Raw genomic sequence first — 19,324 nt, 5'->3', positions numbered from 1 at the left:
TCCCTGTGCTATATTTACTTAATGATCATTTTTTGGGATTAATATCATATAGGAGGAGTCTCTTGTGCGTATTATTGAAGCCAGACAGCTAACGAAATCCTTTAGGCAAGCGGTGAAAGAACCTGGATTAAAGGGTGCGGCCAAGCATCTATTTGCACCCCGATACATTGAGAAGATTGCGGTCCAACCGCTTGACCTCACTGTTGAAGCAGGAGAAACGGTCGCTTACTTAGGACCTAATGGTGCAGGCAAATCAACCACGATCAAAATGCTAACCGGAATACTGACACCATCATCAGGCACCATTTCTGTAAACGGTATCAATCCTTATAAAAAAAGAATGGAGAATGCCGCGCAAATCGGGGCTGTCTTCGGACAACGCACACAATTATGGTGGGACATTCCGATACTAGAATCCTTTTCATTGCTTAAAGATATTTATCAAATTCCTGAGGCTGTCTATAAGACGAATATGAATCAGTTTATTGAGCTGCTGGGTATGAGTGAATTTATTCACTTATCGGCAAGAAAACTCTCCTTAGGGCAACGGATGCGCGCAGATCTCGCTGCCTCCTTATTACATAATCCACCGATTCTCTATCTGGATGAACCTACTATCGGACTAGATGTATCTGTCAAACAGAAAATACGCGAGTTCATTAAAAAGATTAATCAAGAGCAGCAGACCACCGTTATGTTGACTACCCATGATCTGGGTGACATAGAGGATTTATGCAAACGGCTTATAATTATCGATCACGGAGCGATCATCTATGATGGCAGTTTGAAAGATGTGAAGTCTAATTTCGCCAGAGAACGCGTCGTTTTCTTCCAGGTTGCCTCACCACTGCCCGCCCTGCTTAACCAATTAGCACAAGCACCAGATATTAAGCTGGATATTCAAGGGGAGCTGGAATTCTCGCTATCCTTTGACCGGTTTGAATATACCGCCAGTGAAATAGTAGGCCGAGTCATGAAACATGGTGAGGTAGTCGACTTCAGAATGGAAGATGCCAACATTGAGCAAGTGATCAAAACCGTTTATGACGGAAATTTGGATCTGAAGCACAGCAGACCACAGGAAGGAGCCTAATCTCCATGTCCGTAGTCAAGAAATACAGCAGTATTACAAATCGTTCGTTGCAGAATGTGCTGGCTTACCGAACTTCTTATGTCATTACCTTTTTATCTAATTTCGTCAACCTGCTGGCAATCTATTTCTTATGGCAAGGGATCTTTAATGGCCGTGCCTCAGTCGGTGGTTATACGTGGGATCAGATGAGGACCTATTTGCTCATTACCTTCCTCGCGAATTCTGTTCTATCCTGGTATTCCGAAACCGCTATTTCTGGGAAGATTCTGGATGGAAGTGTCGCTGCCGATTTACTAAAACCTATAGATTTCCAAAGTGCCCGTTTCGCTGAAACGTTGGGCACAAGCCTGCTTGAAGGGGGCATGAGCACAGTCCTTATCGGTATATTTATCCTATTCACTTCAGGCGTGAACTTTCCGCATTCGCCTTTGGTCTATGTTTTATTTGCGCTTAGTCTACTGGGGGCCATGCTCGTGAAGTTTGGCGTTGTTTATCTAGCCGCTTTATTATGCTTCTGGTCCACAGGTTCTATGGGCATTGTCTGGGCACGCATTGCCGTCACAAATCTCTTATCTGGGGCGTTGGTTCCGTTGGCTTTTTTTCCGGACTGGTTGGAGCGGGTGGCGTTACTGCTGCCATTTCAGAGTATCATTCACACCCCTACAGTCATTTTTCTGGAGCAAGCTACTGCCTGGGAGAGTTTATCGTTGATTGGTGTCCAATGCTTCTGGGGGATTGCCTTGTGGATCGCTGGGAAATGCATGTGGAACTGGGCGGTTCGGCAAGTGACCATTCATGGGGGTTAGAGGGGGAGGAAATATACAATGCAGCTTTCGCGAATCATTTATCTCTATAAGAGAATGTATGCCCAACAGCTAAAAGCGATTATGGAATATAACAAGGATTTCTACATATTATTGTGTTCTGCCGCATTAACTCAGGTGCTCGGATTTATTTTTCTAAACGTTATCTATAATCAAATACCCGATATCAACGGCTGGAAGTTCTGGGAAGTCTCGTTTATGTACGCGATGATCTTTCTTACGGAGGGAATTGGCTCGTTGTTTTTCGAGGGAACCTGGAGATTAAGTGGTTTGGTGAACCGCGGAGAGCTGGATCGGTATCTGCTTCGACCTGTACCCATCGTTCTCCAAGTATTCTGTACGGGGATTGGCGTTAATGGATTGGGCAATCTGCTTATTGGTGGAGTGATTATCTGGCAATCTCTGATTCATAGTCATATTCATTGGTCTATTGCCAAAATTGCTATTACTTTATTGCTTCTGGTGTCCGCCGTGATTATCCGGGTATCCATCAATTTGGTCGGCAACTCGGCGGCCTTCTGGATTCGTAATGCCGGCAACGCCTTCCCATTAATGGTTCATAGTATGGCTGATCTGGCTAAATATCCGGTTACCCTGTTCAATCAGGGAGTACGCATCCTTATTTCCACGGTGCTTCCTTATGCCTTCATCAGCTTTTATCCTGCGACTTATATTTTTGAGAAAAGCGGATGGTCCGGCTGGTGGATGCTAGCCCCTGTCGTTGCATTTGGGAGTGCAGCCGCAGCCTATTGCATTTTCCGGTTCGGACTTACGCGTTATGAGAGTACGGGGAATTAGGGTATAGGACATGTAAGTTCATAGGCGGACAGAGAATCCACTATTTCCATAAATACTTCTATTTCAGTACTCTTGCGGACTGAGATTCCGTTATTTCGTGGATACAGCGCCTTCTTGAGCCAAATTTAGCTCCATAGCGGATTCTCTGTCCGCCAAAATAGAAATAGGGAGTATTTGGAGTGAATAGCGTCTGCTGTGTCCACCTAGGTCGGCCAATGTCCTTTTTGCATCTATATCACTAGCTCATGTCCTCACCTTCCGTGAAGGTTTATATTAGATCTTAAAGAAGGTGGTGCAAAATGCTTCGTGCCGGCTATTTACTCGTAGCTTTAAGTATAATTACTGCTGCTCTTTCTTATATATTACTAGGTGGAAACTATGCCTTCTTGGTGATGGTCTGCTTCCCCCTCTTGTTTCTGATCGGCTATAGATTTCTCAAAGGGCACCCGCCATCCGAATTGATTCCCATGCTTACGATCCACATCTTCTTCAACCTCTACAACATCCTATATATCATTCTGTTAAAAATAAGTGTAATCGATTTATATGCGGTGAATTGGAGAATTAGTGTACAACTGGTATTGCCTTGCCTTATCGGCTTCTGTATTAGAGCTCTGGTCATTGGTTATTCAAGGAATTAAAGCAAGGAATGAGTTGATACTGGGGCTGCAATTCAGATCCTCTCTATCATCTATAAAGCACTCTCGTCCAATACAAAATAGATAAAATAATACAATGAATGTATATTCGACTATATTTCAAGATTAAGAGTTTAAGGATATAATACATTGTAAGCGTTATCTTCATTTTAGAGAATGGAGGCGTTTCTGATTAATTAGTTAGATTTATTATTGTCTGATCAGCCTAACAAATAGATTACCCATTCCATCAAGCCAAAGGATGGTCCTGCTGTGTATACCAATATCATCCGTTTTATGAATGATCTGAAGCTCAGGACAAAACTTTTTTTGTCATTTGGATGTGTCGTCCTTATTCCCGTATTGATTGTTGGCGTGTTCTTGACCCGCGAGCTGCGAAATATGGCCCTGAATAATGCCCTGGAGCAAATCACAGCAAATGTTGAACGTGTTAAGAAAAGAACTGGCGATATGCTCAATGTACCCTACGATATTTCCTACCGCCTTTCTAATGACAATCGGCTGGAGGAAGCGGCAAATCACCGTTATGAGACAGTCTATGATGTGGTTCAAGCCTACTGGAATTACCCTGACTTCCGTGAATTTGTCAGGCTATATAAGGAAGTATCCAGTGTCCGCCTCTATGTAGACAATCCGACAATTATTAATAATTGGGAGTTCCTGCAACCGGATGAAGCCGTGACTCAACAAGACTGGTATACGACGGCACTCGCTCAGAGAGGGTTGATCTCTTGGAATTATATTCGGGATAGCCGAAACAATAAATATTATCTGAGTTTAATCCGAAAGATTGATTTTCTGGAGCAGCGGACACAGGGTGTTCTGATTATTAATGTGAATACGGATATGCTGAATTCAATCCTGAATCAGGAAGCTTTTGAAACGATAATTGTTGATGAGCATGATAATATCGTTGCTTCTAACCGCTCGGATATGCTAGGCAAAACCCTGCTCGATATTAACTTAAAGTCTGTAAGTCATCTTGCCGGGCAAGGACCCTATGACGTCACTATAGAAGGTAAACATTCGAAGATGCTGATTGATGACTGGCATCCCGGAGCAAGCCTGAACTCCTTACGGATCATCTCCATTTTTTCCGTCGAAAATATTGTAAGTGAAGCTAATCATATTATTCTCTTGGCATTTTCGGTCATATCAGCCGCTTTGGTCATGGCCATTGTGCTCATTTACTACTTCTCGCGATTGCTGGCTAGGCGAATGCTTCACTTAAGCAAACATATCTCGAAGGTTGCCTCCGGGAACCTCGGGGTTACCCTTGTCATTGACGGCAAAGACGAAATCGGCCAGTTAGCCCGGCAATTTAATCATATGGTCCGTAATATCAATGAATTGGTGGTGGAGGTACAAGAATCCAACCGTCAGAAGAGCGAGATTGAACTGCGACAGAATGAAATCAAATTTAAAATGATGGCCAGCCAGATTAATCCTCATTTTCTATTCAACGCCCTGGAGTCCATACGAATGAAAATCCATTTGCGGGGACATGGAGATATCGCCCAGGTCGTCCGTCTGCTAGGTAAAATGATGCGCAATAATCTGGAAGTCGGGAATGGTAAAATCGAGTTGCAACGCGAAATGGAGACGGTAAATTGTTATTTGGTCATTCAGAAATTCCGGTATGATGACAGGCTTACTTATGAGCTGCATGTAGATCCAAGAGCTGCACATATACCGATTCCTCCACTGATCATTCAGCCGCTGGTTGAGAACTCTGTCATTCATGGCTTGGAGCGCCAGATCACAGGCGGAATCGTCCGGGTGGATGTGCGGGTAGAGGGACAGCAGGTTAGGGTGCAGGTTTCCGACAATGGAGCAGGCATCTCTGAGCCGCGCATGTCTGAAATCCAGCAGTTGCTGGAGAGCAAGGATGACTTTGAGACGAATAATATCGGACTTCGCAATGTTCATCTGCGGCTCCAATTAACTTATGGCCCCGACTATGGTCTGAGCATTGCCAGTCAAATCGGATTCGGAACGCAAATTAGCTTTGCGCTTCCCCTGAGGAGTGATTCATTTGTATAGCGTATTAATTGTCGATGATGAACTATCCATCCGCGAAGGACTCCGCAGCTTATTGGATTGGGCTGCACTCGGCTTCAGGGTTGTTGATACAGCAGCAAACGCCATTGAGGCTAAGCAGAAATACGATCTCTACTCCCCTGATTTAATGATTATCGATATCCGCATGCCCGGTAAGGATGGTTTAGAGTTAATAGAAGAGCTACGCGCTGGCGATGCGGAGCTCCACATCATCATTCTTAGTGGATTTGCTGATTTCAGCTATGCCAAACGTGCGTTGACCTTCGGTATCGACTGTTATTTACTAAAGCCTGTCGATGAGGATGAGCTGCAACTATATTTAGTTAAGCTCGCCGGAGAGCTTATGCAGAGAAGCGCGGCACACCGAAAAAATGATGCAGTTAAAGAGTGGAGCCGGGAGATGCTGGTCCAATCTGCACTGCTGGAAAATAATAGCCAGACCCTCTCTTCTCTGGAATTATCCGTCATTGAATCCGGTTTGACCTGGGATTCCTACCAAATTGTATTAATCAAGCTCTTGCTGCAGGACTATGCGGATAGTGGACCGTCTACAGCTGTTAAGGCACGGTTGGCGAAGAGCTTTGAAGATCATGACCGCGGCATTATCTTTTCCATGGATTCTTATTTAGGCATATTGTTTCAGCCCTCCTTCCAGAAGGAGTTGGTTCGTAAATTGATGTATCAGGATGTACAGGAAGCTGTAACAGGTCAAGGACTGGAATGTATTATAACCGCAGGGGATACCGTGGGCAGCTTTGACCACCTCCGCCAATCCTACAATACTGCGCTTGCTCGGATGATGGATCATTTTTTCTACGAAGAATCTGGGATCATTGGACCGGACTCCTTAAAGCTGAAAGAGCTGCTGCCAGTAAGCACTAGGGAGCTGGAAACGAAGCTGGAAGCGGTAACCGACAGACTATATTTTGCGATGGATGTGGGCAATACAGAGGTGCTGGCTGCCTTGATTAGAGAGGCTGGAGCTATCATGATTGCCGCCGGATTATCCGAAATGGCTATCAAATCCAGATATGTGAGAATCGTCACCTGCCTATTCAATAAACTATCGATTCAATACAGACAGCTGGAATCAGGGAACAACCTCTTGGAGGAACAGGTACAACAGATCTATAAACATATCTCACTGCCCGTATTACAGCGTTATATCATTCAACTGCTCCATCATAATGTAGGCGAAATTAACCGTGATGATATGGACATCTTGATGAAGAGAATGTTAGATTTTATTAACCGCCATTATTCGGAAAATTTAAAATTGGAAGCCTTAGCAGACGTATTTAATTATAGCAGCGCTTATTTAGGGAAGCTGTTCAAAAACATTTCCGGTTATTCTTTTAACACCTACTTGGATAAAGTACGCATGGAGAAGGCCAAAGAGCGCTTGAGCGAAGGCTGTAAGATTCATCAGGCTGCGAAGGAGGCAGGGTTCAGCGACGTGGACTATTTTCGCGAAAAGTTTAAAAAGTATGAAGGGATTTCCCCCTCTGTGTATCGAAAAAAATAAGTGATTACGAACATACGCCTTTTTCATTAGGGCGTCTTTTTTTGCACTATTTTCTGTAAGCGCTTACGAAAAGAGCTGATTTCTCCCTGTTTTTTAGATAAAATCTTCGGGTGTTTCCTTATCCTTTTTCTAATTATGATTGGCTTATATAGGAGGAGGGACATAAATGAAAGCGATTACCGAAAAAAAACAATTGGAGCCGAAGCCAAAGGCAGCACGTTTCTGGCCTATCTTTTCACAACAAAAATACCTCTATATGATGGCTATGCCCTTTGTAGCCTGGGCTTTTGTGTTCAGTTATTTACCTTTATGGGGCTGGACCATGGCTTTTCAAAAGTACAAACCGGGAAAATCTTTTTTCGAACAGAAGTGGGTTGGCCTGCAATATTTCCGCGAACTGTTCCATGACGAGCAGTTCTATAATGCGCTGCGCAATACATTAGCCATGAGCATCATGGGCTTGCTGGCCGGCTTTATCATACCTATCATCTTCGCCGTACTTCTCAATGAACTCAGACTTCAGACTCTCAAACGTTTTGTGCAAACTGTGTCCTACTTGCCCCACTTTGTCTCCTGGGTCGTGGCGGCTGGAATTATTTCCAAGATGTTGTCTACGGACAACGGCGCCGTGAATGATCTGCTAATGAGCCTGCATCTGATCAGTGAACCGATCCAGTTTATGGCCAAAGGAAATTTCTTCTGGGGAATTGTGACCGTCTCTGATGTCTGGAAGGAAACTGGCTGGAACACGATCATCTATCTAGCCGCCATTTCCGGAATTGGTCCAGAGCTTTATGAAGCGGCCAGAGTAGATGGTGCCAGCCGACTGCAACAGGTGCGGAATATTACACTGCCGGGTATACGGACCACAATTATTATCCTTCTGATCATCTCTATCGGGCATTTGATCAGCATCGGATTTGAGAAGCAGTTTCTGCTTGGCAACAATCTGGTCCGCGACTATTCACAAACCCTTGATTTATACGCTCTGAACTACGGGCTTGGCATGGGGCGCTTTTCGTTCGGTACAGCCATCAACATCTTCAATTCCGTGGTCAGTGTGTTCTTGCTCCTTCTCGCTAACGGGATCTTCAAGAAAATCACGAAGGAAAGCATCATCTAAAGGAGGTACTTCTATGCTTAGCAAAAAACTGTCCGCCACATCTTGGCAAGATCGTCTCTTCGATCTCGTTGTCTATGTTGCCATAACTATAGTCACTATAGCCACATTGTATCCCTTTCTCAATGTACTGGCCATTTCCTTCAATGACTCGACAGACAGTATCAAGGGCGGAATCACCATCTTCCCCCGTGTCTTCACCTTGAAGAATTATGAGACCATCTTTGCCTTCTCCGGGCTAATGACCGGACTGAAGATTTCAATTCTGCGCACTGTGATTGGCACTATCCTCGGCTTAATTAGTGCCTCCATGCTTGCTTTTACCTTAAGCCGGGTTGATTTCCAGGCCCGCAAATTCGTATCCACTTTTCTTGCGCTGACGATGTATGTCTCAGGAGGTCTGATCCCCTTTTATATTCTGATCAAAAATCTCGATATGATGGGTACCTTCGCAGTTTATGTCTTACCGAGTCTTGTCAGCGCTTTCAATGTATTCGTCATCCGCTCCTTTATTGACGGCCTGCCTTACGCTCTTCAGGAATCCGCCAAGCTCGATGGAGCGAACGACTTTACAATTTATTGGCGAATCATTCTCCCACTGACCAAACCGGCTCTGGCTACGATCGCTTTGTTTCTAGCCGTAGGGCAATGGAATGCCTGGTTCGATACTTATCTGTATAACGGCTCCAAGGATTCCCTAACTACCCTGCAATATGAATTAATGAAGGTCATTCAGAGTACGACAACGAACGCGGACAGTTTTCGCGGCCGGAATATGACACAGGTCATGGCCCAAATCTCGCCTGAATCCGTCAAAATGGCGATTACAATCGTCGTTACGGTTCCGATCCTGATCGTCTATCCTTTCCTGCAGCGCTATTTCGTGAAGGGTATGACCCTGGGTTCAGTTAAGAGTTAGTTCACTTGCGGTATCTGCAGGTTAGCCTGTTTATACAATATTAATTCAGTCCATAAAGGGAGGGTTTATATTCATGAAGACTAAGACAACCAAACCGTACATTGCACTTCTTCTGTTCGTTCTACTTCTCAGCTTATTGTCTGGCTGCGGTGGTGGTAACAACGCAGAGAATAAAGAAAGCAATGCCGGAAAAAGCACCAATGAACCAACGGCAGAAGCAGAATCAACAGCGGCGCCTGAGGATTTATCTCCACTTACACTTTCCTTCTTCGCTGAAGATCCGAATCCCAATTGGAATAATATGAAGGATGACATCAGTAAAGTCATTACTGAGAAAACAGGCGTCACATTGGATGCGGAATTCGCTGTAGGTGATCCACAACAGAAGATTGCCTTAATTGCCGCTGGTGGCGAATATCCCGATATTATTTCCGCCAAAGGCGATATAGGGAAACTTGTCGATGCAGGTGCGGTTGTCGACCTGACGGAGCTTATTGATAAATATGCCCCAAACATCAAGAAGGTGCTCGGAGACAATCTGGCTCGGGCCAAATATACCAATGAAGACCAGTCTATCTACTCCATTCCTACGTGGGCTGCCGTAAATGAGAAGAAGTTCGTTGCTGGCGGGGGTTTCGAGCTACAGCATCGGGTGCTTAAAGAAGCTGGATATCCAGAGATTCGTACCGTGCAAGATTATGAGAATGTGATTAAAGCCTATCTGGAAAAACATCCTACCGATGAAAATGGAAACAAGAACATCGGGGTATCCTTAAATGCGGATGATTGGCATATGTACATCTCCGTTACTAACCCTGCGGTTGCGACTACAGGTGGATCTGATGATGGTGAATATTTCGTTAATCAGGAAACGCATGAAGCCATATACCATTTCCGCCGTCCTGAAGAAAAAGAATACTTCCGTTGGCTCAATCATATGAACGATATTGGCTTACTCGATAGAGAAAGCTTTGTGCAAAAATACGATCAATACAAAGCAAAAGTAGCCACAGGCCGGGTGCTTGGTCTGATTGATCAGGACTGGGATTACAATGATGCTCAGCAGGCTTTGAAGACAGCAGGCAAATTCGAGCAGACTTACGGCCACTTCCCTGTAACTCTGTCAGCAGAATATAAAGAAACAAGCTTCTGGCCAACCGGCTTCATGGGCGGCTATGGAATCTCCATTTCCAGTACGAATCCTGATCCGGTTCGCACTATTAAATTCTTAGACTACCTCGCTTCTGACGAGGGCCAAATTCTTAACAACTGGGGAATTGAAGGCAAGCATTACACGGTGGAGAATGGCAAACGCACCGTGCCTGCAGCCATTCAAGATCGCATCAACAATGACAACACCGCTTTCACCAAGGAATCCGGAATCGGCTTCTACTGGAATATGATGGTGCATTATGGCGATGGGGCCAAAGATTCAACAGACAATTACTATACTAAGAACTTCCCTGAGCAACTGGTACTGGGCTATAGTGATGTTGAAAAAGAAACTCTTGCCGCTTACAAGGCAACTACTTGGAAGGACCTATTCCCGAAAGAAGAAGAATTCACAGAAAAAGCTTATGGTGCGGCATGGAACATCGCAATTCCAGGCGAAGATGAAGTATCCATTTTGGGCAACAAAATGAAAGATATTACTTGGAAACGTATCCCGGAAGCCATCTTAGCCAAACCGACCGACTTTGATAAGATTTGGGATTCGTACATGGCGGATCTGGAAAAAGCAGGCGTGAAAAAAATGGAAGCGGGTTACACTAAATACGTACAGGATCGAGTTACGTTATGGACTGCTAAGTAAAATAACCTCTATAAATTCTCAACAAAAAGAGTGCCCTCAACCCTATTGGCTGGAGGCACTCCTTTTGTTGATTCAACTGCTGTCTATCTCTCTGTTAAAGCGCCTCAACTTCTGCCTTAACGACTCCTTTGCGCTCTTTAGCCGATTTACGGAAGTAGAACAGTTCATATATAGCTGGTACGACAACCAGTGTCAACAGCGTTGCGGCGGTTAAGCCGCCGATGACTACAATAGCCAGACTTTGCGAAACGATGCTGCCCTGCTCGGGATGTCCGAACAGTAATGGGAGCATGGCGCATATCGTGGCAATAGCCGTCATCAGGATCGGACGCATCCGCGTTCCGGCCGCTTCAAGAATTGCTTCACGAACACTCATACGCTCCTCGTTATGCTTGATCCGGTCTATCAGCACAATCGCATTCGTGACCACGATCCCGATTAGCATCAGTGCCCCGAACAATGCGGTAAAGTCAGGTGTAACACCTGAGACGATCAATCCAACAATGGCCCCAATCGCTGCAAGTGGCAGAGAGAACATAATAGCCAGTGGTGCACGCAGAGTTTTGAAAGTAAGCACCATGATCAGATAGACCAGGCCGATAGAGATCAGCGCTGTCATTCCCAGGTCATTGAAGTCGCCTGATTGATCCACAGAAGCTCCGCCTGCATATAAAGTAACACCCTCAGGAAGTTTCATGCTATCTGTTTGCTTGGCAATATCAGCACCGATCTCCGAAACCTTCTTCGGATCAACATCTGCAGTAATTCTTACATAAGGCTTACCATCTTTATGGTACAACATAGCTGGCTCATTGCTAACCTTCAGGGTAGCTAATTGAGACAATGGCTGCGGGCCACTGGCGGTCATCAGTGTGATTCCTTCTAAATCCTGCTGTGTCTTCGGCTCCACAAGCGGGTCTAATATCACTGTGGTTGGCGATCCGTCCAGCTCCATCTGTCCCAGCGGAATCGGTCTTAACATCCCACCTAGCTGCATCGAGATTTCCTGCGCGTTAGCCTGTGTAGGGTCAACATTGAAGGCAAATACCGGCTTGGTATCCTCCATATTGCTGCTGACCTTTTGAACGCCTTTCACAGCCTTCACTTTAGCCGCAACCTCTTGGGCTACCGACGTCACAGCGGCCAGATCATCACCGACAATATCGATGTATTCATTGGTTGAGCCTGAGCCCATCATACTGGCTTCGTTAGCTGTTAAGGTAGCGCCAGTATAAGACTTCGCTGCACCGCGGACATAGTCAATAAAGGCTTGTGCATCTGCATCTTTTTTCATGACAACCGTGAAGTCAACCAACGTCACAGAGGTAACACTTCCCCACTTCGCCGAATCGGCACTGTTGCCGGACTGCATCAGAACGGTTTCGGCCTGTGGCTGCTGCATTAGCTCCTGTTCCAGCTGTTTCCCTTTCTCCATTACCTCAGTAACGGGAACATCATTGGGGTAGTTCAGCTGAATCGAGACATAGCTGGCATCAGAAGCATCCAGCGCAGCCTTGGGCATCGATACATAGGCAGCAATTGAACCAATAAGCAGGATAAGCCCCAAAGACAACGTTACCCATTTGCGCTGAAGATTCCAACTCAGGAAGCGGGTAAACCATTTGGATGGTTCATGCTCTTTCATAGAAGACTTTCGCAGCAGAACTGCACTTAACAGAGGAACCACGGTTAACGCCACCACCAGCGAGGTGAGCAAGGAATAGGTAACCGTTAGCGCAAACGGAAGCAGGAAGTCCTGTAAACTGCCGCGTAAAAGACCCATGGGCAGGAACACGGCGACCGTTGCAATGGTCGATGAAGTAATGGCTCTGGCTACTTCCCCAGTGGCACTAATAATCATTTCACGGGAAAAGGGCTCCTTTTGCAATCTGCGGTAAATATTCTCAATGACCACGATGCTGTCATCAACCAGACGCCCAACCGCAACGGCTACGCCCCCGAGTGTAATAATGTTTAAGGTTATGCCGGAGATATTCAGCAAGTACAAGGTGACAGCTAGGGACAGCGGGATGGATATTGCTGTAATGAGCGTTGCCCGTATGTTGCGCAAGAATAATAGAATTACGATCGTTGCGAATAAAGCACCCAGCAATACTTCACGCATCATACTATTCACCGAAGTGACAACCATGTCCGAGGTACTGAACACTACGGCTACCTCTGCATTTTTTTCTGTGTCATTAATTTTGTCCACAGTAGTCTGCACTTTATCGCCGACATCGACCGCATTCGCATTAGCTTCTTTGGTTATAACTGCGAACAGCACATCTTTGCCGTTCGAACGGCTAACGCTTTGCTGGTCCTGCTTCAAGGTCACCGCAGCAATATCCTGCAAGGCAACTCCAGGGGCTACAGGAAGCTTTTTCAAGGTATCGATACTATCGATGGTGGAAATCACGTTTACGTTACCTGTCTGCCCACCGATCGTCTGCTCTCCAAGCGAAGCCGATACATTGCGCCCTTGGAGTAAGCCCATTACCTGCGTTGAGGATACACCCTTGTCAGCCATTAATTTCGGATCAAGCTTAACCTTGACTTGCGGGTCCACTTTTCCGTATAAAGCCACATTCGATACTCCGTCAAGCTTCTGAAACTCAGGAATAATCTTGTTCTCCGCAAGCTCTACGTTATCTTTAGTTAATCCTTCATCAAATGAAAGAGTTACTTGGGATATCGGAATCATCGAAGTATTCAATTGCAGAACGAAGGGGTCCATAACACCCTCAGGGAATTGTAAGGAATCAACCGCCTGTTGAACTTCCTGCGCGGCATCCTTCATATTGGTTGTGCCTTCAAAATAAATATCTACCTTCGCATATCCATCTCCGGAAGTCGACTGCTGCTCTGTCTTGCCCTTGACCAATGCGGTTGCAGCCTCAATCGGTTTAGTGACGTTCTTCTCCATCGATTGGGCATCCTGTCCGGGCCCCAGTACAGTTACGGTAACCTGAGGATTATCCGCCTCCGGCATAAATTCCATCGGCAGCGAGGTATAACTCAATCCCCCTACTATTAACGCCATCACGACCAATAACCCCACCGCACCTTTGTTTCCAAACGACCATTTGGTTAACCAATTCATTCTTTTCTTACCCCTTCCACGCTCTAATTTGTGGTTTCTATTGTATGACTGCTAACTTATGTATAATTCGCCATCCCTTGATTTAAGTTTACGGTCTTTTGGCAAGTGTCAAAACGGTCCGGCGGCGGGTTTCGCTCTCAGCCTTAAGGCGGGGATTCTCCCCCCTCTGAGGTCAGAAAGCACAAAAAGCTGCCCCTACAGAGGGACAGCTACTAAGTAGCGTACATATATTTATTCTCGAGTTAAGATCGGATAAGCAATACCATGCCTCTCAGCGACTCATTCTGCACCTCGCCGGGCAGGTTCACGGAACAGATACTTCAGCAGTGGCGGTGTTACAAGTGTAGTTACAATAACTACAATAATTGCAGAGGTGAAATATTCCGGAAGCAACAGTCCGCTTTGCAGGCCTGTTGCAGCGATGATTAAGGCCACTTCCCCTCGCGAGATCATCCCTGAGCCAATAATTGCCGAGGAGCGGTTATTAAAACCGGTAAGCCGCGCACCCAGCCCGCCACCTAGCATCTTGGTTACTACTGCAAGGAGTGTAAGAGCGATAACGAACCCGATCTGACTTCCTACACCAGTAAAGGATACGCTGAGTCCAATACTCACAAAAAAGATCGGTACAAAAATCGAATACGCAATCGGCTCCAGCTTCTCTTCTACGGTATGCTTAAAGGGCGTTTGTGAGATGGCAATCCCGGCGGCAAAAGCACCAATAATCCCGGCCATACCCATTAGTTCGGCAAAGTAGGCAAAAGAAAAACAAACTACCAGCGCCGCCGTAATTGTCGCTTCTGTTACCTTCAGTGGAGCCAGTACTTTCATCACCAGTGGCACAAGGAACCAGCCGGCGACAATGGCGACTACAAAGAACAACACTTTTTTGCCAATAAGAAGGCCTAGGGATATTTCTGCTCCTGTCCCGAAAAAGCTCATTAGCACAGCCAGCAAAATGACTACTAATATATCGTCCACCACGGCGGCTCCCAGAATGGTAGAGCCTTCACGAGAATTCAACTTGTTCATATCCTTCAGCACCTGCACAGATATACTGACAGAGGTCGCACTCAGCAGGACACCCATAAATAAAGCGTTATAGTAGGCAAAGCCAAACAACTCCCCAATGGCTAGGCCCCCAAAAAAGGGTAACACGATACCGCCAACCGCTACTGCGAAGGCCGATTTCCAGTTCTTGCGAAGCTGATCCAGATCGGTCTCCAGACCGGCAATGAACATCAGCAGGAGTACTCCAATCTCCGACATGTAATGAATAAACTCACCCTCTTGAATCCAGCCCAGCACGGCAGGACCCAGCACGATGCCTACAATCAGCTTGCCCAGCACAGCCGGTTGTCCCAGCCGCACAGATAAATCCCCGGCCAGCTTGGTAAACAATAAGATTAGCACAAGATAAAAAATAAATTCCATGGTCATCCACTCCTTTTTCTCCCCTTCTCCCTAAAAAACACAAAGAGGAGCCCTTGTTGACAGGCTCCTCCAAAAAACAAATAAATATTCAGTTAAACAATGTAATTTAATTATAACCTTATTTAGAATTATTGTAAACTGAAGGCTACGAATTATGCCTTTATTTCAGATAAAACACCTCGCGAAGCGGAACCATAGGCGTCTCCTCATTGAAATCAAAGGACCCCTCTACCATCTTCGAGGTAATATCATTCCATCTATTGCAGGCCTCACTCTGAGCTATGTAAGCAAAAGCCGCTTCCGTATCCTCACATTCAAAGCAGTAAAAAAATTGATTGCCATTCTGGAAAATTGAATAATTCGTAATCCCAGCTTTACTGTGTTCCTCCAATATTTCTGTCCATGGGTTTAAATGCATCGCCACGTACTCTTCCAGACATTCTTCCTTTACCTTCCATGTCCAAGCCAGTTTGTTGCTGCTCATCTTCTCATCCTCCTAATTACAAATCGTATTTACACAAGACTATCTAGATAGGCAATTGCCTCTTCACGAGTTTTATAGTGTACCGCAAATTTACCAAAAAGCCTATTCATCTGTATGATCCAAATAGGAGCATCAGCAATGTATACCCAACCCGCTACACCCGCTACAGTAGCCATCTCCCCAGTGGGTGCCAACAAAGCAGCAACCTCAGGAGATAATACAGATTTGGATGTACGTACATCAGTAATACCAGTAAAGCCTGGTTTTACTATTTCAATAATTTCTGCAAATTGTTCATTATAGTCATGTGCATTCTCTTCGGTAATTCCGTTAGTAATTACCTCAATTCGATTCTTTCGTACATTATAATCAATTACAAAAGACATTATTATTTCCTCCTCGTCTTGTCTAGCTGATATTAAGAGCCAAGCTCTATTGACTCTAAAAGTGCAACCAGACCAATAAGGTTACACCGAACTAACAATACAGCTGAACAAACTTTTATCACCTATAATGATATCGCTTCCACTAAACTCAATTACTGTGATCATATCATTTCAGCTTGAACCTGAAAATGCCCAATTTTCTGCCTACTAGTGGATCACGTAGTGTCATCAAACCCTAACCAGTAAGAATAAACGGTTTTTCCGTCCTTTATATGGACGGCACCCGTTTCTTCGAGAAATAGAAGGATAAATTATTGCGTGAAACATATAAATTCTTATATTTCAAGAAGTACCTGAAGCTCTGCTTCAGGTACTTGCCTACATCCATACTTTCTGAGCAGGAAAGTAAAGGAGTCGAGAGAGATAGACTGGAGCAGCGGATTTCGGCTAAATGTTGTATTCTTTGCAACATTCCTCTCAAAAATATACCCTTATTGTTAAATTGTTGTATGTAATACAACAATTTAATTCAAAACAGACTCCACAGCTAGTGAAAGTTGTATTTCATACAACATTCACTACTTGCGGAGTAGATATAACAAATATTGTTGTATTTTATACAATATTTTCACTGGAAAGCTATTGGTTAAGGGCAGCAACCTCCGCGCAGCGGCATGGGTGTCTTATCTTTAAATAAAAACTGCCCCTCTAGGTCAAGGGGATGACCGAGAAGGGGCAGTCGAAAATCCAGTTCATCGGGAAGCGCAGTATCTTAAGCGCTTATTCCCGCCTCACTAGGGCGAAGAATAGCAGAGCCTATTGCCAGCAGTACTGCGGCCATCAAACCCAGAATGGCGAAGGGCAGCCATAGCTCATTCCAACCTCCGCCGGTTGCGGCGATATCAACGGCCTGAATCGCCCATTTTTGCGGAACAAAGTTGGCAGCTTTCTGCATGTAGTCCGGCATAATGGCTAGCGGCCAGAAGCAGCCGCCCAGCATACAGGTCGGAGTTAAGATCAACATATTCAGCATGCCGGCATTATTCGGATTACGGACCAACCCAGCTACTGTGCTGGCAATGCCCATGGATACCAGCATGAATGCCGCAAGCACCAAGAAATAAAGATAAAGCGGTATTTCATAATCATAGTGCAGCACCCAACGGCCTAAGGTAAGGACTACAATAATCTGAATTAGTCCTACCATAAAGCTCCCCAGAAAATTACCTAAAGCAATTTCGTAAGAGCGTACAGGAGCACTGAACATCCGCATCATGGTGCGCCCTCTGCGGTCATCCATAATAATTGATACAGAGCTGGTCACCAACCCCATCAGAAACATTAACGTTAAGCCGACTACTACCCCCAAACCCTCTCGGGGATACAAATTATAATCCGTTCGGATGCTGCCTACACTATGCTGCTCCGTTTTTGCCAGAATAGCAGCGAACTGTGCCTCAGGGTCGATGGAACCTCCATCAGCAGACCGAATAAGTGTGGCGGTACTCAGCATCTCATCAGCAATCGCATTTGTTTTCATTTTGACCATGATCGAAGTTTCGCTCGTTTTGAGTTCATATATGCTAATTTGCGGCTGTTTTCCGGCCAACAACTCCGAGGTGTATCCAGCCGGAATCATGACCCCGGCCTCCCCCGTCTGCCCAATGATACTCTCCTTCAGAACCGCTTCATCCGACTTCTGCAGAAGCTTATAATCACCGGTACTCTCCAATTCGGCAAGAAGGTGTTTACCACCAGCACCGTTGTCCATATTCGTATATAACACAATCGCGGGGTTCTCGCCCATACCTCCGGAAATCGATACAACCCCAGCCAATACAACACTGGGCAGAATAATAAAAGTAAGAATCCCCCTCCGGGAACCAATAATTCGCTTAACCATATTTAAGCTGATCGTAATGATATTATTCATGATAACCCACCCTCCGGTATGAGATAACCGCCGCACTGAACAGTACAAGACAGATCAACGACAGAACCGCTAAATTTGGCAGGATCTGCGACAGTCCAGAATGGAGCATCATCCTTAGAATAGCCTGCATTGCCCAATGGTTCAGCGTATAGACGCCGACAGAGTTCACCCACGATTCTGGAAGTGGGGCCATCCCCCCACTAATAAAGGTCATGATTACTGTGATTACTGTGATTAGGCTTCTTGCACCGGCCAAATTCTTACTAAACAAAGAAATAATAATGGATAACGTCATGGATGCTATGATCATTAACAGACAGAACAGCAGCAGCAGACCTGGACGATTGCCCCAATCCACGCCGAAGAACCAGTGTGACAAGAGAAGAATAGCAATACATTGGAAAATAGAAACGATGCCTACCCCCAGCATTTTACCTATGAACAGCTGTGATCCTGTAACCGGCATCGAGTTGATTCGGAAGAGGGTGTGGTTCTCTTTTTCATTAAAAAGAGACGTAGTTACGGTAAGCCCGCTATACAGCAAAAACATCAGCATCATCGAGACCGCATAGAATTGCGAAGCCGTATACGTCATCCCTCCTTCACTAAGCTTACCCAGTGTAACCAGCGCGTGATCTCCAGAAGTTGTTGCCTCAGCCGTTAAAGCTTCCGGTCCTAGCGTCAGCGCCACAGCCTGTTTAGCATTGATACTGCTCAAAAAATTATCAAATACGGTCCCTACAACCATATTGTCCGTACGATCTTTGCCCAAAATATATTCAAGCTTTGCTGCCCCACCGCTCTGCACTTCGCTGTCGAAGTTAGCAGGAATGACAACGGCATAGCCATATTTCCCACTGCGCAGCCCGCTTTCCACAGTCTTTCGGCTCTCTACCTCCAGCGGAACGATAATCTTCGAAATCTCCGGTGTCTTCAGAAAGCTTGCTACCATTGCTGAGCTGGCGAGTCCCTCTCCAGATTGGCTGATAATGCCTACGTTTACTGGCTCAATAGTAGAATCCTTACCGTTTCCCATGACACCAGAAAGCGAGGAGCCGAGCAGAAAGATTAATACCAACGGCAGGAGAAACATATTCAGCAGCATCGAGCGTGACCGAAGCAGCCTGCGCAGCTCATAGCTCATAATTGTCCATGTATTCATCAGAGCTTTC

General features: G+C 45.5%; 15 protein-coding genes. 9 read left to right on the top strand and 6 right to left on the bottom strand.

The window, feature by feature from the left end; translation table 11 throughout:
* The first annotated feature begins 64 nt into the window (after nucleotides 1-64).
* From GJB61_RS15150 to GJB61_RS15110, 9 genes are all read left to right on the top strand, one after another.
* Complete coding sequence (locus GJB61_RS15150; protein ID WP_338115838.1) at nucleotides 65-1,093, top strand: ABC transporter ATP-binding protein; 1,029 nt, start codon at nucleotides 65-67, stop codon at nucleotides 1,091-1,093.
* A gap of 5 nt (nucleotides 1,094-1,098) precedes the next feature.
* Nucleotides 1,099-1,899: an ABC transporter permease gene (locus tag GJB61_RS15145; protein WP_154119320.1), complete on the top strand. Its 801-nt coding sequence runs from the start codon at nucleotides 1,099-1,101 to the stop codon at nucleotides 1,897-1,899.
* Nucleotides 1,900-1,917: 18 nt separating this feature from the next.
* Nucleotides 1,918-2,715 (top strand): ABC transporter permease, encoded by a 798-nt coding sequence (locus tag GJB61_RS15140; protein ID WP_154119319.1) that lies wholly within the window; start codon nucleotides 1,918-1,920, stop codon nucleotides 2,713-2,715.
* A gap of 299 nt (nucleotides 2,716-3,014) precedes the next feature.
* Nucleotides 3,015-3,356, top strand: coding sequence for a hypothetical protein (locus tag GJB61_RS15135; protein ID WP_154119318.1), 342 nt, complete (start codon nucleotides 3,015-3,017; stop codon nucleotides 3,354-3,356).
* 270 nt (nucleotides 3,357-3,626) lie between these two features.
* Entirely contained in the window at nucleotides 3,627-5,417 is a 1,791-nt protein-coding gene (locus tag GJB61_RS15130; RefSeq protein WP_338115837.1) for a sensor histidine kinase, read from the top strand.
* Complete coding sequence (locus GJB61_RS15125; RefSeq protein ID WP_154119317.1) at nucleotides 5,410-6,960, top strand: response regulator transcription factor; 1,551 nt, start codon at nucleotides 5,410-5,412, stop codon at nucleotides 6,958-6,960. The genes GJB61_RS15130 and GJB61_RS15125 overlap by 8 nt, the downstream gene beginning before the upstream one ends.
* Before the next feature lie 166 nt (nucleotides 6,961-7,126).
* Nucleotides 7,127-8,083 carry an ABC transporter permease gene (locus GJB61_RS15120; protein ID WP_154119316.1) on the top strand — a complete coding sequence of 319 codons (957 nt, stop codon included), beginning with the start codon at nucleotides 7,127-7,129 and terminating at the stop codon, nucleotides 8,081-8,083.
* 13 nt (nucleotides 8,084-8,096) lie between these two features.
* Nucleotides 8,097-8,999: a carbohydrate ABC transporter permease gene (locus GJB61_RS15115; RefSeq protein WP_154119315.1), complete on the top strand. Its 903-nt coding sequence runs from the start codon at nucleotides 8,097-8,099 to the stop codon at nucleotides 8,997-8,999.
* Between the two features lie 73 nt (nucleotides 9,000-9,072).
* Nucleotides 9,073-10,812 carry an ABC transporter substrate-binding protein gene (locus tag GJB61_RS15110; protein ID WP_154119314.1) on the top strand — a complete coding sequence of 580 codons (1,740 nt, stop codon included), beginning with the start codon at nucleotides 9,073-9,075 and terminating at the stop codon, nucleotides 10,810-10,812.
* Nucleotides 10,813-10,906: 94 nt separating this feature from the next.
* Here the strand turns inward: GJB61_RS15110 and GJB61_RS15105 are convergent, their stop codons facing one another.
* The 6 genes from GJB61_RS15105 to GJB61_RS15080 all read right to left on the bottom strand — a co-directional run bounded on the left by GJB61_RS15105 (nucleotide 10,907) and on the right by GJB61_RS15080 (nucleotide 19,314).
* The gene (locus GJB61_RS15105) at nucleotides 10,907-13,915 is read right to left on the bottom strand and encodes an efflux RND transporter permease subunit (protein WP_154119313.1); all 3,009 of its coding nucleotides are present in this window, start codon (nucleotides 13,913-13,915) and stop codon (nucleotides 10,907-10,909) included.
* A 279-nt stretch (nucleotides 13,916-14,194) separates the two neighbouring features.
* Nucleotides 14,195-15,349, bottom strand: a complete 1,155-nt coding sequence (locus tag GJB61_RS15100) for a cation:proton antiporter (RefSeq protein ID WP_154119312.1) — start codon at nucleotides 15,347-15,349, stop codon at nucleotides 14,195-14,197.
* A gap of 160 nt (nucleotides 15,350-15,509) precedes the next feature.
* On the bottom strand, nucleotides 15,510-15,833 hold the full coding sequence (locus GJB61_RS15095; RefSeq protein ID WP_154119311.1) for an L-rhamnose mutarotase: 324 nt from the start codon (nucleotides 15,831-15,833) through the stop codon (nucleotides 15,510-15,512).
* 29 nt (nucleotides 15,834-15,862) lie between these two features.
* Nucleotides 15,863-16,219, bottom strand: a complete 357-nt coding sequence (locus tag GJB61_RS15090) for a hypothetical protein (protein WP_154119310.1) — start codon at nucleotides 16,217-16,219, stop codon at nucleotides 15,863-15,865.
* Nucleotides 16,220-16,991: 772 nt separating this feature from the next.
* Nucleotides 16,992-18,152, bottom strand: coding sequence for an ABC transporter permease (locus GJB61_RS15085; protein ID WP_154119309.1), 1,161 nt, complete (start codon nucleotides 18,150-18,152; stop codon nucleotides 16,992-16,994).
* Complete coding sequence (locus GJB61_RS15080; RefSeq protein WP_154119308.1) at nucleotides 18,145-19,314, bottom strand: ABC transporter permease; 1,170 nt, start codon at nucleotides 19,312-19,314, stop codon at nucleotides 18,145-18,147. Before GJB61_RS15080 ends, GJB61_RS15085 begins: the two co-directional genes overlap by 8 nt.
* Between the last annotated feature and the right edge of the window lie 10 nt (nucleotides 19,315-19,324).

Source organism: Paenibacillus monticola (assembly GCF_009664975.1).
Classification (GTDB): domain Bacteria; phylum Bacillota; class Bacilli; order Paenibacillales; family Paenibacillaceae; genus Paenibacillus_AQ; species Paenibacillus_AQ monticola.
The sequence above is the reverse complement of the archived record's forward strand: the minus strand, read 5'-3'. Positions and strand labels throughout refer to the sequence as shown.